This is a genomic window from Aeromonas sp. 62-46, assembly GCF_001898585.1.
GTDB lineage: Bacteria > Pseudomonadota > Gammaproteobacteria > Enterobacterales > Aeromonadaceae > Aeromonas > Aeromonas caviae.
The window spans coordinates 307,627-331,644 of the sequence record NZ_MKUI01000058.1; the positions used below are offsets into that span (position 1 = coordinate 307,627).

A 24,018-nucleotide genomic window follows, 5' to 3' on the forward strand; every position below is an offset into this window, starting at 1 on the left:
AACTCCTTTAGGATTCCTGAGCGGGCTTCTCATTGCTCGCAGGTTCTACCCGGGTGACCAGCAACTGGTCAATCTTGTAACTGTCGATGTCCACCACTTCGAACTTGTAACCGGCATATTTGACCGAGTCGGTGCGCTTGGGGATCTTGCGCAGCATGTACATGATGAAACCGGCGATGGTCTCGTAGTTCTGGTTTTCCGGGAACTCCTCGATGTCGAAGGCGCGCATCACGTCGGAGATGGGGGTCACCCCGTCCACCAGCCAGGAGTTCTCGTCCCGCTGGACGATCTGCTCTTCCACCACGTGGGTGGCCCACTCCCCCATGACGGTACTCATCAGGTCATTCATGGTGACGATGCCCACCACCAGGGCGTATTCGTTCATCACCACCGCAAAGTCGCCGCGATGGTTCTTGAAGTACTCCATCGCCTCGTAGAGGTTGAGGGTGTCGGGAATGATGATGACGTTCTGCACCAGGGAGCCGCTGTTGAGATCGATGCTCTGGCCGCTGATGACGCGGATCAGCAGCTCCTTGGCATCCACGAACCCCTTGATGCTGTCGAGGTTGTGGTCGCACACCAGGAACTTGTTGTGGGGGTGCTCGGCGATCTTCGCCTTGATGCTCTCTTCCCCCTCTTGCAGGGTGAAGTAGATGAGGCTCTCCCGCGCCGTCATGGCGGAAGTGACACCCAAGGACTGGAGCTCGAACACGTTCTCGATGAGCTGGTGCTCCTCGCGCTGGATGACACCGGCTTCGGCACCTGCATCCATCACCGCATAAATATCGTCGGAGGTGATCTCGTCGTTGCGCACCATGGAGATGCGCATCAGCCGGAACAGGCCGTTGGCCATGCCGTTGAACAGCCACACCAGCGGCATCAGCAAGGTGACGCACAGCATCATGGGACGCACCACCACCACGGCGATCCGCTCGGGCATGGTCATGGCAAGGCGTTTGGGCATCAGGTCCGCTATCAGGATGAACATGCCGGTGACGAAGACGAACGAGGCCGCGGAGCTAATCTGGCCGAGCCAGGGCCCCTGGTAGAAGCCGGCTATCAGCTCCCTGATGGCGGGATTGAGGGCGGATTCCCCCAGGATACCGCCGAGGATGGCAACGGTATTGAGGCCTATCTGCACCACGGTAAAGAAGTTGCCCGGCTGGGCCTGCAATGCCAGCACCTTCTCGGCGTGGCGGTTGCCCTCGTCGGCCATCACCTGCAACTTGATCTTGCGGGAGGCGGCAAGGGAGATCTCGGAGAGTGAGAAGAACACGCTGCCGGCGACCAGCAGCATCAGAAAGAACAAACTATCGGCAAAACTCATGATTAACCTATTGCTACAGCCGCCTTAGCACAAGACGGCAAACTGGGCCCGGGAAACCGGACCGTGACTCCATCCGGGACTCACACAGGGGCCATATTCTAGCAGAAAAGCGCCCGCTGGGTGGCGTTATCTTGAACTGCCGTGCCATGCAATGAAAAAGGCGCTCAAAGCGCCTTTTTATTCAATCAGAGTTGGATTCCCATCGTGCAGCCGCGACGGGAACTCCACCCAAGGCGCCCCATCAGCCCTTGCCCAGCAGATCGCTCAGGTCATCGGCCTTGGTGTGACGCACATCCTTGCCCTTGACGTAGTAGACGATGTACTCGCAGATGTGCTGGCAGCGATCGCCGACCCGCTCGATGGCCCGCGCCGCCCAGAGCACGTTGAGCACCTGCGGTATAGTGCGCGGATCTTCCATCATGTAGGTCATCAGCTCGCGGATGATGGACTCGTACTCCCGATCCACCTTGTCATCTTCCTTGTAGACCGCCAGGGCAGCATCCAGATCCATGCGGGCGAAAGCGTCCAGCACGTCGTGGAGCATCTTGATGGTGCGACGCCCCATGTTCTCCAGCGACACCAGCGGTGGCTGGGGCTTGTTGGCGTTGTCGGTCAGCATGCGGGCAATCTTGTCCGCCACGTCGCCAATCCGCTCCAGATCCGTGATGGTCTTGATGATGGCCATCACCAGCCGCAGGTCGGACGCAGTGGGCTGACGCTTGGCGATGATGCGGGTGCACTCCTCGTCGATCGCCACTTCCATGGCGTTGACCTTGTGGTCGTTGGCCACGATCTTGCGCGCCGCATCCAGATCCTGGCCATGGATGGCGGCGATGGCGTCGGTGAGTTGCTTCTCCACCAGCCCCCCCATCACCAGTACCTGATTGCGCACGCTCTCAAGCTCGGCATTGAACTGACCGGAGATGTGTTTGTTGAGGTTCATATTGTCCATACCAGTAATCCTTGTTGCTCCGATTATGCCTTAGCCGTTGAACTGACTGCCAATCTGTTTGTTGATGCTCATCTTGCTCATCTTGCTCATCTCAATCAGCGGCATCCCTTAGCCGTAACGACCGGTAATGTAGTCTTCGGTCTTCTTCTTGGCCGGGGTGGTGAAGATGGTGTTGGTATTCGAGTACTCGATGAGTTCCCCCATGTACATGAACGCGGTCTGATCCGAGACCCGCGCCGCCTGCTGCATGTTGTGGGTCACGATCACCACGGTGAACTGGCTCTTGAGCTCGTTGATGAGCTCCTCGATGGTGAGGGTGGAGATGGGGTCCAGCGCCGAGGTCGGTTCATCGAGCAACAGCACTTCCGGCTCGATGGCGATGGCACGGGCAATCACCAGACGCTGCTGCTGACCACCGGAGAGGCCGAAGGCGTTGTCGTGCAGACGATCCTTCACTTCCTCCCACAGGGCGGCACCGCGCAGGGAACGCTCGGCGGCCTCGTCCAGAGTACGGCGGTCATTAATGCCCTGCAGGCGCAGGCCGTAGACCACGTTCTCGTAGATGGACTTGGGGAAGGGGTTGGGGCGCTGGAACACCATGCCCACCTGGCGGCGCAGGGCGGAGACATCCACGCTCTTGTCGTAGATATTGTGGCCGTGCAGCTGGATCTCCCCCTCGATGCGGCAGATCTCCACCAGATCGTTCATCCGGTTGATGCAGCGCAGCAAAGTGGACTTGCCGCAACCGGACGGGCCGATGAAGGCGGTGACCTGACCCTTGGGGATCTTCATGTTGACGTTGAACAGCGCCTGCTTGTTGCCGTAGTACAGGTTGAGATCCTTCACCTCCAGCGCAGTCTGCTCCGGGGTCAGGTTGAGCAGGTCGGTGGCGGTGTGCGGGGCCGAACTCGGTGTTACGTTGATCATCTGTTTACCTCAAATTCTCTTGGTGGCAGCGGGCAAACGTCTTGCCCGCTGCCGGAATATCTGGTTGGCAGGGAAGGTCCCTGCCCGTCTCTGTAATGGCTGGATTAATGTTCCAGCGACCGGAATTTCTCGCGCAGGTGGTTACGAATACCGATCGCCGTCAGGTTGAGGCCGACGATCACCGTCACCAGCAGGAAGGAGGTGGCGTAGACCAGAGGACGCGCCGCCTCGACGTTCGGGCTCTGGAAGCCCACGTCATAGATGTGGAAGCCCAGGTGCATGAACTTGCGCTCCACGTGCAGGTACGGGAAGTTGCCGTCCATCGGCAACGTGGGAGCAAGCTTCACCACCCCCACCAGCATTAGCGGCGCCACCTCGCCCGCCGCACGGGCAATCGCCAGGATAAGGCCGGTCATGATGGCCGGGCTGGCCATGGGCAGCACGATGCGCCAGAGGGTCTCGGCCTGGGTGGCACCCAGCGCCAGCGAACCCTGGCGAATGGTGCTCGGGATCCGGGCCAGCCCCTCTTCGGTGGAGACGATCACCACCGGCAGGGTCAGGATGGCCAGGGTCAGGGCTGACCAGATGACTCCGGGGGAGCCGAAGGTCGGGCTCGGCAGCGCTTCCGGGTAAAAGAGGCGGTCGATGCTGCCCCCCAGGGTGTAGACGAAAAAGCCCAGGCCAAACACGCCGTAGACGATGGAGGGCACCCCCGCCAGGTTGATCACCGCGATACGGATGATCTTGGTCAGGCTGTTCTTGCCCGCGTACTCGTGCAGGTAGACCGCCGCCACCACCCCGAGCGGGGTCACGATGATGGCCATCAGGATCACCATGAAGACGGTGCCGAAGATGGCCGGGAAGACGCCGCCCTCGGTGTTCGCCTCCCGGGGGTCATCGGAGACGAACTTGCCTATCTGGTGGAACCAGTGACCCACCTTGGCCATCAGGCTCATGTCGTTGGGCCAGACCACATCCAGCACCCGGGACATGGGCATGGTCACCAGCTCGCCGCGCATGTCCTTGACGGTGATGCTGTCTCTGTCCGCCTGGGTACGCAGGGAGAAGAGCTCTTTTTCCAGCACCTGATAACGATCGTTCAGGGCCTGACGCTCGCTCGCCAGCTCGGCTTTAAGCTGATCGGTCAGCTTGTCATCCAGCTCGGCCTTGCGCTCTTTCAGGCGCAGGCGCTCCAGCTGATAGTTGATGCTGCCGATGGCCCCTTTTTGCAGGTCGTTGGCTTGGCTTGAGAGGCCGTTGGCACGGGCCAGCACCCGCTGCAAGGCGGGATGCAGATCCGTGGTCAGCTCCTGGCCATCTTCCTTCACCGAGGTGATGTAACCATAGAAGTTGCCGTTGGTGGCGCGTTCCACCATGGCGAGCTCCGCCGGCTGGGCGCGCGATTTGATATCGGTCTCCAGCACCCAGCGGAAATCGAGGTCCACGAACTCCCGGTTGCCGGTCTTGACCAGATAACGGGTGATCTCTTCGCGATCCTCCCCTTCCAGCGCCTGGCCTGCGGCGCGCAGGCGCTCCACCGGCACCAGCTCCCGGTCGTTGATCTCGCCAATCAGGACGCTCTTGTTGCCGCTTGCATCTTCAAGTTGCCACTCATAGATGGGATGGGGCCAGAAATAGACCAGACCACGCCAGCCAATCAGCAACAACAGACCCAGTACGGCCACCAGACTCAGGCTGACGGCGCCCCCCGTCATCCAGATCCAGGGGGCCCCCGATTTAAACCACTTACCCATTGTCGATTCCTTAGTCCTTACAGAGAGCTGTACTTTTCACGCAACCGCTGGCGGACGAATTCGGCCAGGGTATTGAACAAGAAGGTGAACACAAACAGCACGAAGGCGGCGAGGAAGAGCACCCGGTAGTGGGAGCTGCCCACTTCCGATTCCGGCATCTCCACCGCGATGTTCGCCGCCAGGGTCCGCAGCCCCTGGAACATGGAGAAGTCCATGATGGGGGTGTTGCCTGTGGCCATCAGCACGATCATGGTCTCGCCCACGGCGCGGCCAAGGCCCATCATCACCGCAGAGAAGATGCCCGGGCTCGCGGTGAGGATCACCACCCGGCTCAGGGTCTGCCACGGGGTCGCCCCCAGCGCAAGCGAGCCCTGGGTCAGGTGCTTGGGCACCGAGAAGACCGCGTCTTCGGCGATGGAGAAGATGGTGGGGATGACCGCAAAGCCCATGGCGATACCGACCACCAGGGAGTTGCGCTGGTCAAACTTGATGCCCATGTCGTGGGTCAGCCAGATGCGCGAATCACCGTGCATGAAGGCGTTCTCGATGATGGGGCTCAAGGCGAAGGCGCCCCAACCGATGAACAGCAGCACAGGGATGAGCAGGATGGCGTGCCAGCCTTCCGGCAGCCAGGTGCGGCCGCGCTCCGGCAGATAGTTCCACACCAGGGCGGTGAGCAGCATGCCCATGGGCAGCAGGATCAGCAGCAGGATCACCCCGGGCAGGGCCCCTTCGATGATGGGCGCAAGCCACAGACCCGCCAGGAAGCCGAGGATGACGGTCGGCAGCGCCGCCATGATCTCCACCGTCGGCTTGACGTATTTGCGCAGCCCCGCCGACATGAAGTAGGCGGTATAGATGGCACCGGCGACACCCAGGGGCACCGCGAACACCATGGCATAGAAGGAGGCTTTCAAGGTACCGAACACCAGGGGCACCAGGCTCAGCTTGGCTTCGAAGTCGTTGCTGGCGGAGGTGGACTGCCACACGTACTGGGGCTCGGGATAGCCTTCATACCACACCTGTTGCCAGAGGGCAGACCAGGTTACCTCGGGGTGATCGTTCTCGACGTCAAAGACCTTGAAGTCATCCCCCTGCTGGGTCAACAGCAGGTTGTGGCGAGGAGAGATGGCAACAGCAGCCAGGTTGCCCCCGTCAACCTTCTCGCCAAGCAGCTTGGCTTCGCCGGTGGCATGGAAGAAGTTGATGGTGCCGTCGCTGCCTGCGCTGATGAAGCCCTTGCGAAAGTGCTCGGGGGTCAGCAGGGCGACCGGCGCGTCACTCTTGAAGTCACGGATCTGGGTGAACTGGCGCTTGCCATCCTTTGCCACCTCGAACCACTGGGAGATGACGCCGTTATCGTTGCCCACCAGCAGGGAGGACGCACCGGAGAGCAGGGCCACCTGGGTCACGCTGGCATTGGGGGCGTTGATCTCCATGACATTGCGCAGGGAAATGTCGCTCAGGTTGTGGATGTCATAGACCGACAGGCGGTTACCCTCGCGCACGAACAACAGGCGCAGGTTCGGGGTCAGCAGCATCTGGTCAACATGGCGTGGCAGGGACGGAATGGTGTAGGTCTGGTTGCTCCACTCGATTTCGCCGGAGAGGAAATTCTCCTCGCCGCTCATCACCATCAGCACACCACGACCATCTTCGGTCACGGCCGCGGTCGCCATCTTGTCCTTGGTCGCCTCGAAGACCATGCGCGTCAGCGCCTTGCCCTGGGGATCGATCACCACGGGGGTCTCGCCGAAGGGATATTGCAGGCTGGGCTCAATGACGCGCACGTCATTGGGATAGGAGATCTTGAAATAGGGTTGCACCACCTGAGCCTTGCCGTTGGCAAACCCATAGGCGATGAGTTTCTGGCCCGGCGCAGGCGGCGCGACCGCCGTGATCTCGCCGTTCACCTGCGCCTCGCCAATCACCTGTCCGGTCTTGATCTTGCCATCCGGTTGCACGGCAAAGAATTTGACCTTCCCCTGGTCGCTGAAGCGGTAACCTATCTCGTTTTGCTCCTCGACCCCGAGCCAGGCGGTTTTGCCCTTGATGGGCAGGGTGAAGGAAGCGGTGCTCTCCATGCTGGCGCCATTGAAGATGGGCTTCACCACATAAAGCAGGTAGAAGAAGATAAGCAACAGCGCCACCAGCACCAGGGCTCCCCCTGTGGTGACGCCATATTTGGCCAATTTATCCTTGATCCGGCGTTTTCGACTGCCCGCCATGACCAGATTTAACGATTCCGATGACATGCAAGACCTCAATGTGAGCTAGGCTTGGCGGCATTATATGGCGGATGCATGACAGTTTTGTTACATCAACAGCGGCAAAGAGCGCAGGCTCCATCGGGGGGTGGCAGTTGGTATTCGGGGGGAAGCAGGCAGCCGGTCTGGCAGTGAAATAAAAGCAAACGGGGCCATCAGGCCCCGCTGTCATCTTGAGGAAGCGCCTCTTTCGCGGCGAGTCTGGCCGCCTTCTTCTCGGCGCGGCGCCGTTTGAAGAAATCCGACAGCTGGGCCGAGCAGGCGTCGGCGAGCACCTCCCCCGTCAGTGCCACCTGGTGGTTGTGGCGGGGATCCAGCAGGATGTCGAACACAGAGCCTGCCGCCCCCGTCTTCAAATCCCGGGCACCATAGACCACCCGCTTGACCCGGCTGTGGATGAGGGCGCCGGCACACATGCAGCAGGGCTCCAGCGTCACATAGAGGGTGGTGTCGAGCAGGCGATAGTTTTCAAGCTGCTTGCCCGCTTCCCGAAGCGCCATCACCTCGGCATGGGCGCAGGCGTCGTGCTCGCTGATGGAGCGATTCCACCCCTCTGCCACTATCTTGTCCCCCAGCACCAGCACGGCGCCCACCGGGATCTCGCCTATCCCCTCTGCCCTGGCTGCCAGGGCCATGGCATGGCGCATCCAGCGTTCGTCCTGCTCGCGCTGGCTGATCTGTGCTGCAACTTCAGATGGTTTCACGCCCTGATCCTCTCGTCGATATGATGTCGGCTTGCCTGGCCCCTGCGCGGCATCGGCCGCGCACTCCCGGATTGCTGCGTCCCGGCTCTGGGCACACCGGGCCCCTTCCCCCTCGCGCTAGCCGGTAGCCCACGGCAGAAGATGCTGTCAATGAAAGAGAGGCCAAAGGCCTCGGCGACATCGGAACGCCCCGAGTTGGGTGTTCGCCACCCTGTGCCCGCCTAAGGGGGCGGCGATTATGCCAAAACTCCGGCCAGGGCCCAAGTTGCATCTTGGCTGAACAATAAAGAAGCAGTCGGCATCTCCCTGATAAAAAAGGAGTTGCGCCCGCCAAATCATCCGATTAGACTTCCTCCCCGTCAGCCGAGCTGACTCCGTCGGTGTGTAGCGCAGCCAGGTAGCGCATCTGCATGGGGTGTAGAGGGTCGGAGGTTCGAATCCTCTCACACCGACCAAATTCCCCGAAAATAGCCCAGTCAAACGACTGGGCTATTTTTTTGCCTGCACGCCCGACGCTTGCCTCTTTTTCCTCTCGCCTCCCCCGTTCATCGGGTCGCCGCTTTTTATTGGCATGAATTTTATACAGAACCACTTGAAGCTTTCATAAAGTGCCGCTAGGATACGCAACTTTTCCGCCGGCCATAAAAACAGGGAGGTGGACACTAGGGTGATGGAATCACCGACCGGCTTGCAATCAATGAGGCAAGCATCCATGACCCAAGCTGTTGACTCCCAGCCCGTTCAGCCCCTGATCTCCCCCACGCCCTCCGAGCTCGATTCCGCAGAGCACGGGTTTGGCAGTTCAGTGCACCTCGATGTGATCGATCTCGCCGCCCCGGATGAAGATTACTGAGACGAGCCCGTACCATAGTGCGGTTCAAGACGCCGGTTTTGCTGTCCGGCACCGCCCTTGACCCCGGCCAACAGACCGCCACCGCAAATAACGACAAAATGCTGGTTTTTCTTCAAAAATCAGTTTAATTGACCATCTTCTGCGCCCCAACCTCCCTCTCCTTCATGGACACGCCTTGATACAAACCTACGTTATTGCTCGTCATTTCCCTCTCTCCTGTTCGCCTTCGCCATTTTGACCCAATTTGACATTTTAGTTTTAAACGCCAGTTCACTACCCGGTTACTTCATAGCCCCCATGCAGGCTGGATTGAACGAAGGCATTTCATACAGCTGTTTTTGCAAAGCTTGGAGTAATGTCGGGATTTGTTTTTGCATTTGTAATTTTATTACGTAATTAGTTACATTTTTAACCCATCCCCTCTACCGAAATCCTCCCCCCTGCCGCCCCGGCAACCCAAGAGCATAACCATCTGCAAAGAGCTTTTGCACTAATCACATAAATCCATTTAAAACAGCATCTTAACTATCATCAAAAAACACCTGTTTTAAAAATCAAGTTGACGAATCCGCCATTCTTTTGCACCTTATGAATCGTGTTACCCCGCTGTTACGGGGAGTTTGAAAGAAAGGGATATAGACGTTAGTCGTAGTTAATAAATTCAAAATGTAACTTTTGGAGGAGTACCCACTATGTCGGCACCGGCCCAGACCATCAGCAGCACCCGCCTGCGCATTCAAGGCGAGATGCTTCCCGATTACGCGCAGATCCTGACGCCGGATGCGGTGGCCCTGGTGTCCGAACTGGTGGAACGTTTCGCTCCCCAACGCAATGAGCTGCTGAAGCAGCGAGTCGCACGCCAGGCCCGTATCGATGGCGGCGAGTTGCCGGACTTCCTGCCAGAGACCGCCCATATTCGCGATGGTGAGTGGACGGTGCGCGGCATCCCCGCCGATCTGCAGGACCGCCGTGTGGAGATCACCGGCCCGGTCGAGCGCAAAATGGTGATCAATGCCCTCAACGCCAACGTCAAGGTCTTCATGGCCGACTTCGAGGACTCCCTGGCCCCGGCCTGGAACAAGGTGATCGAGGGCCAGATCAACCTGCGCGATGCGGTCAACGGCACCATTGCCTACCAGAGCCCGGAGGGGAAGGCCTATACCCTGAATCCCAACCCGGCCGTGCTCATCTGCCGGGTGCGCGGTCTGCATCTGCCGGAGAAACACGTCACCTTTGATGGTGCCCCCATTCCCGGCGGCCTGTTCGACTTCGCCCTCTATTTCCTGCACAACCACAAGGCGCTGCTGGCCAAGGGCTCCGGTCCCTACTTCTACGTACCCAAGCTGCAGAGCCATCTGGAAGGGCGCTGGTGGAGCGAGGTGTTCGCCTGGACCGAGGACAAATTCGGTCTGCCCCGCGGTACCATCAAGGCCACCGTACTCATCGAGACCCTGCCGGCGGTATTCGAGATGGACGAGCTGCTCTATCAGATGAAGGATCACATCGTTGCCCTCAACTGCGGTCGCTGGGACTACATCTTCAGCTATATCAAGACCTTGAAAAACCACCCGGATCGCGTCCTGCCTGATCGTCAGGTGGTGACCATGGACAAGCCGTTCCTCTCTGCCTACTCGCGACTCCTCATCAAGACCTGCCACAAGCGCGGCGCGCTGGCGATGGGGGGCATGGCTGCCTTTATTCCGGCCAAGGACGCGGCAGTCAACGAACAGGTGTTTGCCAAGGTGCACGCGGACAAGCAGCGCGAGGCCGACAACGGCCACGATGGCACCTGGGTCGCCCACCCCGGTCTGGCCGATACCGCCATGGCGGTGTTCAACGCCACCATTCCGGCGGGTGCCCAGAACCAGATCGGCGTGCTGCGCGAGCAGGATGCCCCCATCACGGCCGCCGACCTGCTGGCCCCCTGTGAGGGCGAGCGCACCGAGGCGGGCATGCGCACCAATATCCGCGTCGCCCTGCAATATCTGGAAGCCTGGATCAACGGCAACGGCTGCGTGCCCATCTACGGACTGATGGAAGATGCCGCCACCGCCGAGATCTCCCGCACCTCCATCTGGCAGTGGATCCGCCACGGCAAGACCCTCTCCAACGGTCAGGCGGTGACCAAGGCGCTGTTCCGCCAGATGCTGGCCGAGGAGCAGGAGGTGGTCAGAGGCGAAGTGGGCGAGGCCCGCTGGCAATCGGGCCGTTTCGCCGAGGCGAGCGCCCTGATGGACGAGATCACCTGCGCCGACACACTCATCGATTTTCTGACGCTGCCCGGCTACGAGCGGCTGTGAGACCCGGGCCGGTAACGGCCCCCATTACAAGTCAATGGAAACGTGAAATCAATGAAAGAGGGAACTGATATGGCACTGACCCGTGAGCAACAGATCCAGGCTATCGAGAAAGACTGGGCAGAAAACCCCCGCTGGAAAGGGATCAAGCGCGGCTACAGCGCCGAGGATGTGGTGAACCTGCGTGGCAGCCTGCAGCCGGCACACACTCTGGCCCAACGCGGCGCCGACAAACTGTGGGAGCTGATCCACGGCGGCGCCAAGAAAGGCTATGTAAACTGCCTCGGCGCCCTGACCGGCGGCCAGGCGGTGCAGCAGGCCAAGGCCGGCATCGAAGCCATCTATCTCTCCGGCTGGCAGGTGGCGGCGGACAACAACCTATCCTCCACCATGTACCCGGATCAGTCCCTCTACCCGGCCAACTCCGTCCCCTCCGTGGTGGAGCGCATCAACAACTCCTTCGCCCGGGCCGACCAGATCCAGTGGGCCAACAAGGTTGGACCAGAGGACAAGGGCTTCATCGACTACTTCCTGCCCATCGTAGCGGATGCGGAAGCCGGTTTCGGCGGCGTGCTGAACGCCTTCGAGCTGATGAAGGGGATGATTGAAGCGGGCGCCGCCGGCGTGCACTTCGAAGATCAGCTCGCGTCCGTGAAAAAGTGCGGCCATATGGGCGGCAAGGTACTGGTCCCGAGCCAGGAAGCGGTGCAAAAGCTCATCGCAGCCCGCCTCGCGGCAGATGTCTGCGGCACCACCACCCTGGTCATCGCCCGCACCGACGCCAACGCAGCGGATCTGCTGACCACGGATGCCGACCCCTACGATGCCGGCTTCCTGACCGGTGAGCGCACCAGCGAGGGCTTCTACAAGGTGCAGGCCGGCATCGAGCAGGCCATCTCCCGCGGCCTGGCCTACGCCCCTTACGCCGACATGGTGTGGTGCGAGACCGCCAAGCCCGATCTGGACGAGGCGCGCAAATTTGCCGAGGCCATCAAGGCCCAGTACCCGGACAAGATCCTGGCCTACAACTGCTCCCCGAGCTTCAACTGGAAGAAGAACCTGGACGATGCCACCATCGCCCGCTTCCAGCAGGAGCTCTCCGACATGGGCTACAAGTACCAGTTCATCACCCTGGCGGGTATCCACAACATGTGGTTCCACATGTACGAGCTGGCCTACCAGTACGCCCGTGGCGAGGGAATGAAGCACTATGTCGAGATGGTGCAGCAGCCGGAATTCGCCGCCGCCGAGCGGGGCTACACCTTCGTGGCACACCAGCAGGAAGTGGGTACCGGTTACTTCGACAAGGTGACCACCGTCATTCAGGGCGGCCAGTCGTCGGTGACCGCGCTGACCGGCTCGACTGAAGAAGATCAGTTCCACTGATAGCTGTGTAATGCTCGCAAACAAACCCCGGCCAAGTCCCGGGGTTTGTCGTTATGGGGCTTAGAACCTATCCCAGTAGGCGTAATCGTTGAAGGCAGTTTGAACACGGACAGCGCGCAGAAACCGGAGCGTACTGTAGTACGTGAGGATTTCGAGCACTGCCCAGGTTCAAAATGGCGAATAAGATAGCCTAATGGGATAGGTTTTCAGAGCTCGAGGATCTCTTTGACGAAAGGGATGGTCAGCTTGCGCTTGGCACGGAAGGAGGCGTTGTCGAGACGATTGAGGGTGGCAAGCAGGGTGCGCATGTCGCGGGAGAGGCGGTTGAGCAGGAAACGGCCCACGTCGATGGGCAGCTTGAAACCCCGCAGCTCGGCGCGCAGTTGCAGGGCGCTGAGTTTGCCCTCGTCGTCCAGCTCGTCGAGGTGGAAGCTCACTCCCCAGTCGAGACGGGACGCGAGATCCGGCAGTTGCAGCCCCAGCTTGCGTGGCGCGCTGCAGCCGGTAACGATGAGCGTCCCCTCCCCCTTCTCCTTCCAGCGATTGTAGAAGTCGAACAGGGCCCGCTCCCACAGGGCGTTGCCGGCGATCGCCTCCAGGCTGTCAAGACAGACCAGGGGCAGGCTCTCCAGGGCATCGAGCATGCTGGGGTCAAGCTGTTCGAACTGATCGAGGGAGAGATAGGCCGCCGCCGCGTCGCGGGCGTTGACCTCGGCACAGGTAGCATGGAGCAGATGGGAGCGGCCCGACCCCTTGGCTCCCCAGAAATAGAGGAAGGGCGAGCCCTGACCAATGGCCGCATTCTTGAGGGCGGTGATCAGATGGGCGTTGTTGCCGGGATAAAAACTGACGAAGGTTTCATCATCCGGTAGTTGTACGGCTAAAGACAGTTGGGCCGGTTGCTTCACTCGTTGGGCTTTGACTGTGATATTTGCGGGCAAGTGTATCACCAGCGGGGCAGATAGAGAACCGCCCGGACCATGCCGGGCGGTCAGGATCCTTCCCCGGGATCAGGGCTGCGACCATTGATAGCGCAGGCCGCTCTCGTTGTCTTCCACCTGATGCAGGCGGCTCTCCAGTTGCAACCCCCTCACCAGCTCGGCCTTGTCCCCCTGCAGCGAGAGGTTGAAGGTCACCTTGTCCCCTTCCAGCTTGCCGATGGCCACCTTGGTGACACTGGCCATCCCCTGCAGCAGCTTCTGGATCTGGATCATGCCATCGATGTCGGACAGCCCCTCCACCACCAGGGTCTGGCTGGAGGCGACACCGGAGAGACGGGTACCGTACTGCTGCACCAGCCAACCGGCAAGGGCATCGGCAAAGCCCTTTGCCACCTCGGCCTGGGTACCTGAACCCGAGCCCTTGGTCAGCTCGGTCAGCTCTCCTGCCTGCGCCCCCGGCTTGGCCCCATAAAGACCCCAATCGATGCTCCAGGCCTCCCCCTCCGGGGTGAGTTTGCCGAGCACCACCATTTCGGCGCCGTAACGCTGGCTCGCCTTGAGCACGGGATCGGCAAAGCGGCCCCAGACATCGGTGGCATTGACCGCCATGTTGTCATCCAAGTCCATCAGCGGGAGACTGACCGGCAGCCCCATGGCCTGGGTCTGGGCACGCAGCGCCTCGGACCAGCCATCGCCGGACTGATCCGGCAGAATGCGCCGCTCCCCTTCGTCGACCACCAGCCAGATGGCGACCTGCGGCCGCACCGGGCCAAGCAGGGCAAACTTGCTCTGGCCGACCAGGGCGTTCACCTTGACCACATTGAAATCCGCCTTGAGAAACTTGACCGAGCCGATGTCCTGATAGCTGTATTGCTGCACGTAATCCGCCGGCGCCGCCAGGGCCTTCACCACATCCGGCTGGGTGAGGATATCGCGCTTGCCCGTCACCTTGACGAGCACATCCCCCAGCGCCTGGGACTGGGCGGCCGTCATGTCGCCACTGGTGGGAGCCTTGCCCTGATAGAGGTCGGTTACCTGGGCGGCCGACACCACGAGAGGCAGACAGCAGCAGAGGAGAGTCGCTAAGCGTTTCAGCATAAAGAAGATTCTCGAAATGGGGGATGGTGCTTATGGTAGCGGCAAGGCGCGCATGGCAGCAAGCAAAGGGGGGAGAAACAGCGGAGCCGGCAGGGTGCCGGCTCCGTTTGCGCGCCTTGGGCGCGGCGATGGGGTGATGCTTACTTGGTGCCGAAGATCTTGTCGCCAGCATCCCCCAGACCCGGGACGATATAGCCCTTCTCGTTCAGCCCCTGGTCGATGGAGGCACAGAACAGCTCCACGTCCGGGTGAGCGGCTTCCAGGGCCTTGATGCCTTCCGGCGCGGCAACCAGCACCAGCACCTTGATGGACTGGCAACCTTTCTTCTTGAGCAGGTCGATGGTGGCGATCATGGAGCCGCCGGTGGCCAGCATGGGGTCGATGACCAGGGCCAGACGCTCTTCGATGTTGCTGACGATCTTCTCGAAGTAGGGGACAGGCTGCAGGGTCTCTTCATCGCGATAGATACCGACCACGCTGACGCGGGCGCTCGGCATGTGCTCCAGCACGCCGTCCATCATGCCAAGACCGGCGCGCAGGATGGGCACCACGGTGACCTTCTTGCCCTTGATCTGGTCGACTTCCACAGGGCCGTTCCAGCCATCGATGGTCACTTTTTCGGTTTCGAAGTCAGAGGTCGCTTCGTAGGTCAACAAACTGCCCACTTCCTTGGCCAGTTCACGGAAACGCTTGGTGCTGATGTCGCCTTCGCGCATCAGGCCGATCTTGTGCTTGACCAGGGGGTGTTTGACTTCAACGACTTTCATTATTATCTCCTCTAACCGGCGCCAAAAAAATCGCGGAATCATACAACAAAAGCCACAGCTTGTAGAGCTTTTCGATTCAAAAACGCGCAAACGATTTTCTTTCTGGTTTTTCGTGCCCGCTGGTAGAATACGCCCCGAATTTTACCCTCCACTTCTTTATATGACGGGGAATACGCGTGACTGACAAAACCTCACTGAGCTACAAGGATGCTGGCGTAGATATCGATGCCGGCAATGCACTGGTTGAACGTATCAAGGGCGTGTCAAAACGCACTCGTCGTCCTGAAGTCCTTGGTGGTCTTGGCGGCTTTGGGGCCCTGTGTCAAATCCCTGCTGGCTACAAGGAACCGGTACTGGTCTCCGGTACCGACGGGGTGGGCACCAAGCTGCGTCTGGCCATCGACCTGAAGAAGCACGACACCGTGGGGATCGACTTGGTCGCCATGTGCGTCAATGACCTCATCGTGCAGGGCGCCGAGCCCCTCTTCTTCCTCGACTACTATGCCACCGGCAAACTGGACGTGGACACTGCCGCTGCCGTGGTCACCGGCATCGGCGCCGGCTGCGAACAGTCCGGCTGTGCCCTGGTCGGCGGTGAAACTGCCGAAATGCCTGGCATGTATGAAGGGGAAGATTACGACATCGCCGGTTTCTGCGTCGGCGTGGTGGAAAAGAGCGAGATCATCGACGGTAGCAAGGTTGGCGAAGGGGATGCCCTGATCGCCCTGGCCGCCAGCGGTCCCCACTCCAACGGCTTCTCCCTCATTCGCAAGATCCTGGAAGTCTCCAAGGCCGACGTGCAGCAGCCCCTGGGTGACACCACCCTGGCCAACGCCCTGCTGGAGCCGACCCGCATCTATGTGAAGCCCGTGCTCAAGCTCATCAAGGAGTGCGAGATCCACGCCCTGTCCCACATCACCGGCGGCGGCTTCTGGGAGAACATCCCGCGCGTGCTGCCCGCCAACACCCAGGCGGTCATCGACGAGCAGAGCTGGCAGTGGCCGGCGGTGTTCAGCTGGCTGCAGCAGGCTGGCAACGTCACCCGCCACGAGATGTATCGCACCTTCAACTGCGGCGTCGGCATGATCATCGCCCTGCCGGCGGATCAGCTGGACAAGGCCCTGGCCCTGCTCAAGGCCGAAGGCGAAAACGCCTGGCACATCGGCCACATCGCCAAGGCGGCCGATGGTGAGGAGCAGGTCATCATTCAATGAATGATCGTATCAACGGCCAGATGACCTCCATGAAACGCATCCTCGTCCTCATCTCAGGCAGCGGCAGCAACCTGCAGGCCATCCTCGATGGCTGTGCCGGCGGCAAGATTGCCGGTCAGGTGGTCGGCGTCATCAGCAACAAGGCTGATGCCTATGGCCTGGTGCGTGCCAGGGAAGCCGGGGTGGCCACCGCCATCCTGGCCCAGCAGCAGTTCGCCAGCCGGGAGGAGTATGATGCCGCCCTGCTGGCCCTGATGGCGGATTATCAGCCGGATCTGGTGGTGCTGGCCGGCTTTATGCGGATCCTGAGCGCCGACCTCGTGCGCCACTTCGCGGGGAGGATGATCAACATCCACCCCTCGTTGCTGCCGAAATACCAGGGTCTGCACACCCACCAGCGCGCCATCGAGGCCGGTGATGACGAGCACGGCGCCAGCGTCCACTTCGTCACCGAAGAGCTCGACGGCGGCCCGGTGATCCTCCAGGCACGGGTCCCCATCTTCGAAGGGGACAGTGCCGACGAGGTCGCCGCCCGGGTCCAGGTGCAGGAGCACAGCATCTACCCCCTGGTGGTGCAGTGGTTCTGTGAAGGGCGCTTGCAGATGCGAGAAGGGTCTGCCTTCCTCGATGGCAAGCAGCTTGGCCTGGCAGGCTATGCCAGCGAGTAACCGCTAGCAGCAGTAAGACACAACAAGGGAGGCTTAGGCCTCCCTTGTCATTTCCATCGACCAGCGCAATGGTTGTCATCACGTCCGATGACGCCGCTGCGCGGCTAATCGGCCCTACACCGGATTGTCGATATCGATAAAGTTCACCTCCAACCCGTGTACAGTGGCGAGCCACTCTCCCAGCGCCTTTACGCCGTAACGTTCGGTGGCGTGGTGGCCTGCGGCGTAGAAGTGCATGCCCATCTCGCGGGCGGTGTGGATGGTCTGCTCGGAGGCTTCGCCGGAGATGAAGGCATCGATGCCCTGCTCCGCCGCCTGGCTGATGTAACTCTGGCCACCGCCGGTGCACCAGGCCACGGAGCGGATGAGCTCGGGACCACTGTCACCACAATGAAGCGGCTCGCGACCGAGACGCTCGGCAATCAGCTTGGCAAAATCGCTGCCGCTCATGGGCTCCTCCAGCTTGCCCACCATGGCGACGCTCTTGCTGTTCCAGGGTTCGAGGCCGCGACGCACCTTGATGCCGAGCAACCTGGCAAGCTGGGCATTGTTCCCCACCTCGGGGTGCACGTCCAGCGGCAGGTGGTAGGCAAACAGGTTGATGTCGTGGGTCAACAGGGTCTTGAGACGACGCTGCTTCATGCCGGTGATCTGGGCCGGCTCACCGCTCCAGAAGTAGCCGTGATGAACCAGGATGGCATCGGCCCCGGCGGCCACGGCGGCATCGATGAGGGCCTGGCTGGCGGTGACGCCGGTCACCACCTTGCGAATGCGCTCACGCCCCTCCACCTGCAGGCCGTTGGGGCAGTAATCCTTGATGGCATGGGGTTCGAGCAGGTGGTTGAGCAGGCTTTCCAGTTTACGATGAGAGATCATGGGGGTCTCCTAGCTGGGCTCCCCACGCACTGTGCGGGGAGCCGGATTCAGATCGTCAGGGCCCATGATAATCGAGCCGGACCGGCAAGGCCATGCGCCTGTCAGGCCTAGGCGGGCAGCTCGATGCCGGCGTCACGCATCTGGGCCAGCTTGTAGCGCAGGGTGCGCGGGCTGATGCCGAGCTTGTCGGCCACCGCTTTGCGACTGCCGTTGCACTCCTGCAGGGTGTCCAGAATGATCTGGTGCTCCTGCTGCTTGAGTTCGCCGCCAAGCCCTTCCCCTGACAGCCGCTCGAGCGGCCGCACCAGGGTCTCGTCCGTCTCTTCCAGGATCAGGTGCTCACAGTCGATGAGGCCGTCTGGGCAGAGGATCAGGGCCCGCTGCACCACGTTGTCGAGCTCGCGCACGTTGCCGGGCCAGAGGTGAGCCATCAGACGCTCTCGGGCGTCCTCTGCGAGCTGCGGCGTCGGCAGCCCCATCTGGCTGGCATGCAGCGCCAGCAGATGCTCCGCCAGGGGAAGGATGTCCCCCGGGCGCTCCCAGAGCGCCGTCCAGCGCAGGGGGAAGACGTTGAGGCGGTAGTAGAGATCTTCGCGGAACTGCCCGTCCTGCACCGCTTTTTTCAGATCCCGGTTGCTGGTGGCAATGACCCGCACATCCAGGGGGATCATCTTGCGGCTGCCGAGCCGCTCCACCTCTTTCTCCTGCAAGACCCGCAGCAGCTTGGCCTGCAGCCCCAGATCCATCTCGGTGATCTCGTCGAGCAGCAGGGTTCCTCCCTGAGCCTGCTCGAACTTGCCAGGGCACCCCTGCACCGCACCGGTGAAGGCGCCCTTCTCGTAGCCAAACAGGGTCGCTTCCAGCATGTTCTCCGGAATGGCGGCGCAGTTGATGGCGACGAAGGCCTGCTCTGCCCGGCTGGAGTGGTCATGAATGTAGCGAGCCAGCACCTCCTTGCCCGTCCCGCTCGGTCCGGTCACCATGACGGTGGCTTCGCTTCTGGCCACCCGGGTCGCCAGCTGGAACAGCTCCGCAGTCCTGGGGTCCCCGTACACCACGGCCCGTTTCTCCACCTTCTGGGCCGGCACATAACGGCTGACCTGGTTGAGCAGTACCTCGGGGGAAAAGGGCTTGGCCAGATAGTCGATCGCCCCCTCGCGCATGGCGCGCACCGCCCCGTCGATGTTGGCGTAGGCCGTCATCAGGAGCACAGGCACCTGGGGATATTGCTGGCGGATGTTGGCGAGCAGAGTCAGACCATCCATGCCCCCCATCTGGATGTCGGAGATCACCATGTCAAAGCGCTGACGGGACAGGGCAAGCAGGGCCCGCTCGCCGCTGTCCACCTCGCGGCACTCATAGCCACCGAGCAGCAGGGTATCCATCAGCGCCTCGCGCAGGCCGTTGTCATCTTCCACCACCAAAATGCGAGCCTGGGTCATGCCACACCTCCTACAACCAACATGGCCTTGTCGAAAATCATCTTCACCGGCGCTCCGGCTTTTGCGCGCATCATGCCACGCCCCCCAACTGAACCTGTTGCTGATGCAGGGGGAAGGACAGGGTAAAACAGGTGCCCTCGCCAGGGACCGAGGCCACGCTCACCTCCCCCTGATGGGCTCGTACCACCGACTGCACCACCGCAAGACCGAGGCCCGTGCCCTGGGAACGGGTGGTAAAGAAGGGTTCGAAGATCTGGTTGAGCAGGGAGGGGGCCATCCCCTTGCCGTTGTCGATGACCCGCATCTCCACCCGGTTGCCGCTGCGCACAGCGCTCACCAGGAGCGAATCGGCGCCGGCCTGCCGGGCATTGGCGATGAGGTTGTTGATGGCCCCCGCCAGGGCACTGCTGTTGGCAAGCAGACAGAGATCGGGCTCAGGGGCCTCCAGATGCAAGGCGCAGCCCTGCTGCTGGCAGAAGGCTTCGGCCCCCGCCTGCACTTCCGCCAGCAGGCCCTGCACCGAGAGGGGCGCCACCACCTGGTTGTCGCCATTGCGGGCAAACAGCAGGATGTCGTTGATCTGTTTTTCCAGGTCTTGCAACCTGGCCATCAATTTTTGCTGGAACTGGCTGCGGGATTCAGGCTTGAGGGTGCGGTTGGCCAGATTGGCCGCATAGAGCATGGCGGCGGAGAGCGGGGTGCGGATCTGGTGCGCCAGGGAAGCCGCCATGTTGCCAAGGGCGGAGAGGCGCTTCATGTGGTTGACCCTGTCCTGCAACTGGCGGGTCTCGGTCAAGTCGGTAATGAATACCAGTTGGCCGGGCTGATCCGGCAGCGGCTGGGTCGACAGCTGGACCCGACGGCCGTCTCGCAAGGAGATCTCGTGACCGTCATCCTCACGGGGTTCGAAGCAGCGGGCGATGATCTGGCGCCAGGAAAGGCCTTCCAGTGGCTCTCCCAGCAGCGCCAGGGCGGCAGGGTTTGCGCGGGTGATCAGCCCCTCGCCATCGAGCAGCAGCACGCCGGTCGGCAGCGCCGTGAAGATGGCGTAAAGCTGACTCACTTCATGTGACTGGAGGGGGGCATCCTGCTGCAAGATTGTCATAAAGCTGACCTCAAACTGGCGATTGAGTCAGCTTATTCAATTTCCATGCCAGCAAAATAGACGTTATTTATTAATGTATTGGGTCAACGCGTCAAAGCATTGACCTCAATTGTCCTTGCTCATGCCGTACTTCTTCATCTTCTCCACCAGGGTGGTACGGCGCATGCTGAGCAGGTCGGCGGCGCGGGCCACCACCCCGTCCTGGGACTCCAGGGCCTGGCGGATCAGCTCCACCTCGAGATCGGCCAGCATCTCCTTGAGGTTGACCCCCTCCTGGGGCAACTGCATGGGCAGGGGCATGGCGATGCCGGGATCCAGCTCTGGTGGGGACTGGAACACGGCAGCCAGGGCGTCCCGCTCGTCCATCTCGGTGAGCCGCTCATCTCGTGGCTCGCAGGGCAGCAGGCGATAGCGGCCAGGTAGATCCGCCACATCGACGATCTGGTTCGGATAGAGGATGAGCAGGCGCTCGATGAGGTTGGACAGCTCGCGCACGTTGCCGGGCCAGGCGTACTGCATCAGGGACTCCATGGCGCGCTGGGTCAGACGGATGATCCCCTTGTGCTGTTCGGCATGGCGATTGAGCAGCTCCTGCAGCAGCAGCGGGATGTCGTCGGCCCGATCCCGCAGGGGGGGCGTCTCGATGGGGAACACATTGAGGCGGTAGTAGAGATCTTCGCGAAATGCCTGGGTGCGGATCATGGCTTCCAGATCCCGGTGGGTCGCCGCGATCACCCTCACATCTGCCTGGACGGCCTTGCCGCCCCCGACCCGGTCGAACTGGCGCTCCTGCAGCACCCGCAGCAACTTGACCTGCATCGGCAGCGGCATGTCGCCGATTTCGTCGAGGAAGAGGGTGCCCCCCTGGGCCAGTTCGAAGCGGCCGCGCCGGGCGGCAATGGCACCGGTGAAGGCCCCCTTCTCGTGACCGAACAGCTCGCTCTCGAGCAGCTCCGCCGGAATGGCGCCGCAGTTGATGGGCACGAAGGGGCCCGCGCTTCGGGCGGACAGCTCGTGGATGGCGCGAGCCACCACCTCCTTGCCGGTCCCGGACTCACCGAGGATCAGTACGTTGGCGTCGGTCTCGGCCACCTGGCCGATGAGACGGCGCACCTCCTGAATGCCCCTCCCCTTGCCCACCAGCAGGCGCAGCAGGGTCTGACCCTTGTCGTGGGTCTGATGACGGGGATGCAGGGAGATGAAGGCCTGGCAGAAGTGCAGATGACGGGTGAGGGACTCATAGGTAAAGGGCGCCTCGGCCACCCCGATGAAGTTGCTGCAGCCATGGCTCGCCGGCATCAGGGAGAGGAAGGGCAGACGAGGATGGGCGGCAAGCAGCTCACTCAGGGCGCGCTCGCGCAGTTCCCCGGCCAGAATCCCCTGCAAGGGCCCGGCAGTCTCGATGGCCACATCGAGATCGCTCTCCACCACCTCCTGCCAGGGGATCCCCATGAAGGAGAGCACAGTCCCCAGTTGCTGGCGCCGCACATCATCGGCATCAACAAGCAGCACACCCATAGCCATCCTATCCATATTTTCACACCTGACGCCAAGTTATTGTTTTTTAAGTGCTTATTAAAACCAATTTCGCACTGTGTCATAAGGGGGACAAAGTGCCAAAATTCTGGCGGATTGTCAAAACTTGTCGCATCTTCCCGGACCCTGGCGGGACGGGGATCACGCTTCCAGCCAGATTGAGTATCGGATGAAAACCAGCGAAGGGAAAAGAATGACGCCGACAGGGCGCGGCGTCAGAGAAGGGATCAGTGTTTCACGCTCTCCTGGGGTGCGGCATAGCGGCACTCGGGAAACCGGCTGCAGGCGAGGAACAGGCGACCAGCATGAGGACCCTTTCGTGCTTCCCGTGCCACCAAGGGCGCGGCACAGCGGGGGCAATGAGGGGTCGTCTCCCGGGGCTCCTCCTCATCCGGATCGAGGAAGGGATTCTCCCCCATCAACACGGGCATTGCCTCTTCGGCCTGGGGGGGCGGCCCCTGGGGCTCCCTGGCAGCCCCCGGGTGTGACGTGCCCAGATCGACACCATCGAGCAGCAGCGGGCTGAAGGTCGGTTCGCGGCGCTCGCCGGGCAGCAGGTCATCCACCGGCGCCGTCGTTCTCGCCAGCAGGGGCAGCAGTTGCTCCCGCAACTCGTCGACCTGGTAGTGGCTGCTGGCCGGGATCTGCAACAGCGGCAGGCCGGCGCCATCGCAGGCCGCCTTCAGGAAGAGATCCCGCGCCTTGCGCTTCTGGTGGCGATGCCCCTCGTCATCCAGCTCCACGGCACACAGGAAAGAGAGATCCGCCGGGTGGCAGAGCAGAAAATCGAAGTGCTTCTCCCCTATCTTGCCGAGCGCCTGCTGGCGCTTGCCTTTGCCAAGGTGCGCCTCGGGCGTCAGTACATAGGAGGCTCGTACCTTGGCAAAGACACGGGCCTTGTCCCCCACCGCCTGATCAAGCACCCCGAAGAAGGTGCGCTCCGCTGGGCTCATCAAGGTTTCCTGCAGATCATAGGGCTCGGCCTTGCCCCCTTTCTCCCTGCGCCAGACGATCACCAGCAGGAGCAACCCCAGCAACACGGCTCCCGATACGACAAGGCTATTCATACACGCACATCCCGTTTACAAGACAAATTCAGTTCACACCAGAGGAAGGGGCACACTCTACCACGGGGAAAGCGACTCAGGCAGCGCAGAAATCAAGCCCGTCCCGGCATTCGCGTTTTTTCACTGAATTTGCGCAAGGCGGGCTTCATATGGCCTGTCACAGCAGGCACAATGCTAGAGCCCATGGACGTTCTGGCGCACTCCCCGTCGCCGCCAGGCGTCAACGGACCCCACGCAGCCCCATTCAAGGAGAGCAGGATGCAAAAGCAATTGGTCGTCACCGTGATCGGCGCAGACAAACCCGGCATCGTCGAGAGCCTGGCCGATACCATCACCCGGCAGCAGGGCAACTGGCTGGCCAGCTCCATGAGCGAGCTGGCGGGGCAATTTGCCGGCATTTTGCACGTCGCCGTGCCTGACGAGCATTACCGTAGCCTGTGCGAGGCCCTGGTGATGCTGCCTGGCCTCACCGTGAGCTTCGCCGAAGGGCAGCTCAGCCCGCAACCGGCCCATCAGGTGATGCTGAGCGTCACCGGCAACGACAGACCGGGCATCGTCCACGAAGTGGCCAGCATCCTGCGACAGCTCAACATCAACGTCGCCGACCTCACCACAGGTTGCGAACCTGCGCCCCACTCAGGCGCCCCCCTCTTCTATGCCCACGCCCTGGTGGCCCTGCCGCCGCAGCTCGAACTGGACGATCTCGTCACGGCCCTGGAGTCCCTCTCCGACGACCTCGTCGTCGACATCGATCAGGATCTGAGCGAATAGTGTCGCCTGTCATAAATTTGTCATGGTTTGACGCCATAACTTCCGCGCAGACGCAACCAGAGCAAA

At 61.4% G+C, this 24,018-nt stretch carries 20 protein-coding genes and 1 tRNA gene; 7 read left to right on the forward strand and 14 right to left on the reverse strand.

Annotated elements, in window-relative coordinates; genetic code table 11:
- Positions 1-7 precede the first annotated feature (7 nt).
- From paeA to tadA, 6 genes are all read right to left on the reverse strand, one after another.
- Positions 8-1,327: a polyamine export protein PaeA gene (paeA, locus tag BGO64_RS19200; protein ID WP_041213150.1), complete on the reverse strand. Its 1,320-nt coding sequence runs from the start codon at positions 1,325-1,327 to the stop codon at positions 8-10.
- A 241-nt stretch (positions 1,328-1,568) separates the two neighbouring features.
- A complete protein-coding gene (gene phoU, locus BGO64_RS19205) occupies positions 1,569-2,279 on the reverse strand; it encodes a phosphate signaling complex protein PhoU (RefSeq protein ID WP_029314752.1) in 711 nt (236 codons plus the stop codon).
- Positions 2,280-2,387: 108 nt separating this feature from the next.
- Positions 2,388-3,206, reverse strand: a complete 819-nt coding sequence (pstB, locus tag BGO64_RS19210) for a phosphate ABC transporter ATP-binding protein PstB (protein ID WP_010675264.1) — start codon at positions 3,204-3,206, stop codon at positions 2,388-2,390.
- Between the two features lie 104 nt (positions 3,207-3,310).
- Positions 3,311-4,960 (reverse strand): phosphate ABC transporter permease PstA, encoded by a 1,650-nt coding sequence (gene pstA, locus BGO64_RS19215; RefSeq protein WP_045524164.1) that lies wholly within the window; start codon positions 4,958-4,960, stop codon positions 3,311-3,313.
- A gap of 17 nt (positions 4,961-4,977) precedes the next feature.
- The gene (locus BGO64_RS19220) at positions 4,978-7,215 is read right to left on the reverse strand and encodes an ABC transporter permease subunit (RefSeq protein WP_221365616.1); all 2,238 of its coding nucleotides are present in this window, start codon (positions 7,213-7,215) and stop codon (positions 4,978-4,980) included.
- 167 nt (positions 7,216-7,382) lie between these two features.
- The gene (tadA, locus tag BGO64_RS19225) at positions 7,383-7,931 is read right to left on the reverse strand and encodes a tRNA adenosine(34) deaminase TadA (protein WP_080770013.1); all 549 of its coding nucleotides are present in this window, start codon (positions 7,929-7,931) and stop codon (positions 7,383-7,385) included.
- Positions 7,932-8,309: 378 nt separating this feature from the next.
- Here tadA and BGO64_RS19230 point away from each other — a divergent pair.
- The 4 genes from BGO64_RS19230 (at position 8,310) to aceA (ending at position 12,467) form a co-directional block, all read left to right on the forward strand.
- A tRNA-Pro gene (locus tag BGO64_RS19230) sits at positions 8,310-8,386 on the forward strand.
- A 257-nt stretch (positions 8,387-8,643) separates the two neighbouring features.
- Positions 8,644-8,784, forward strand: coding sequence for a hypothetical protein (locus tag BGO64_RS19235; protein ID WP_010675269.1), 141 nt, complete (start codon positions 8,644-8,646; stop codon positions 8,782-8,784).
- A 692-nt stretch (positions 8,785-9,476) separates the two neighbouring features.
- Entirely contained in the window at positions 9,477-11,084 is a 1,608-nt protein-coding gene (aceB, locus tag BGO64_RS19240) for a malate synthase A (RefSeq protein WP_286701210.1), read from the forward strand.
- A gap of 69 nt (positions 11,085-11,153) precedes the next feature.
- Positions 11,154-12,467, forward strand: coding sequence for an isocitrate lyase (gene aceA / locus BGO64_RS19245; protein ID WP_041214877.1), 1,314 nt, complete (start codon positions 11,154-11,156; stop codon positions 12,465-12,467).
- Positions 12,468-12,673: 206 nt separating this feature from the next.
- On the opposite strand, the gene hda is transcribed toward aceA, so the two are convergent.
- The 3 genes from hda to upp all read right to left on the reverse strand — a co-directional run bounded on the left by hda (position 12,674) and on the right by upp (position 15,273).
- Positions 12,674-13,375 (reverse strand): DnaA inactivator Hda, encoded by a 702-nt coding sequence (gene hda, locus BGO64_RS19250; protein ID WP_010675272.1) that lies wholly within the window; start codon positions 13,373-13,375, stop codon positions 12,674-12,676.
- 102 nt (positions 13,376-13,477) lie between these two features.
- A complete protein-coding gene (locus tag BGO64_RS19255) occupies positions 13,478-14,506 on the reverse strand; it encodes a DUF2066 domain-containing protein (protein ID WP_161646558.1) in 1,029 nt (342 codons plus the stop codon).
- Between the two features lie 140 nt (positions 14,507-14,646).
- A complete protein-coding gene (upp, locus tag BGO64_RS19260; RefSeq protein WP_005302745.1) occupies positions 14,647-15,273 on the reverse strand; it encodes a uracil phosphoribosyltransferase in 627 nt (208 codons plus the stop codon).
- Positions 15,274-15,449: 176 nt separating this feature from the next.
- Here upp and purM point away from each other — a divergent pair, with 176 nt between their 5' ends.
- Positions 15,450-16,487, forward strand: a complete 1,038-nt coding sequence (purM, locus tag BGO64_RS19265; protein ID WP_010675274.1) for a phosphoribosylformylglycinamidine cyclo-ligase — start codon at positions 15,450-15,452, stop codon at positions 16,485-16,487.
- Between the two features lie 29 nt (positions 16,488-16,516).
- Positions 16,517-17,155 carry a phosphoribosylglycinamide formyltransferase gene (gene purN / locus BGO64_RS19270; protein WP_042017578.1) on the forward strand — a complete coding sequence of 213 codons (639 nt, stop codon included), beginning with the start codon at positions 16,517-16,519 and terminating at the stop codon, positions 17,153-17,155.
- Positions 17,156-17,269: 114 nt separating this feature from the next.
- Here the strand turns inward: purN and BGO64_RS19275 are convergent, their stop codons facing one another.
- The 5 genes from BGO64_RS19275 to BGO64_RS19295 all read right to left on the reverse strand — a co-directional run bounded on the left by BGO64_RS19275 (position 17,270) and on the right by BGO64_RS19295 (position 23,181).
- On the reverse strand, positions 17,270-18,031 hold the full coding sequence (locus BGO64_RS19275) for a Nif3-like dinuclear metal center hexameric protein (RefSeq protein WP_353743897.1): 762 nt from the start codon (positions 18,029-18,031) through the stop codon (positions 17,270-17,272).
- A gap of 107 nt (positions 18,032-18,138) precedes the next feature.
- The gene (locus BGO64_RS19280) at positions 18,139-19,473 is read right to left on the reverse strand and encodes a sigma-54-dependent transcriptional regulator (protein WP_286701211.1); all 1,335 of its coding nucleotides are present in this window, start codon (positions 19,471-19,473) and stop codon (positions 18,139-18,141) included.
- Between the two features lie 70 nt (positions 19,474-19,543).
- The gene (locus BGO64_RS19285) at positions 19,544-20,578 is read right to left on the reverse strand and encodes a sensor histidine kinase (protein ID WP_010675278.1); all 1,035 of its coding nucleotides are present in this window, start codon (positions 20,576-20,578) and stop codon (positions 19,544-19,546) included.
- A gap of 105 nt (positions 20,579-20,683) precedes the next feature.
- Entirely contained in the window at positions 20,684-22,102 is a 1,419-nt protein-coding gene (locus tag BGO64_RS19290; protein ID WP_041213159.1) for a sigma-54 dependent transcriptional regulator, read from the reverse strand.
- A gap of 239 nt (positions 22,103-22,341) precedes the next feature.
- Entirely contained in the window at positions 22,342-23,181 is an 840-nt protein-coding gene (locus BGO64_RS19295; protein WP_286701212.1) for a DUF2726 domain-containing protein, read from the reverse strand.
- A 258-nt stretch (positions 23,182-23,439) separates the two neighbouring features.
- Here BGO64_RS19295 and BGO64_RS19300 point away from each other — a divergent pair, with 258 nt between their 5' ends.
- Positions 23,440-23,952 (forward strand): glycine cleavage system transcriptional repressor, encoded by a 513-nt coding sequence (locus BGO64_RS19300; protein ID WP_010675281.1) that lies wholly within the window; start codon positions 23,440-23,442, stop codon positions 23,950-23,952.
- Positions 23,953-24,018: the final 66 nt, after the last annotated feature.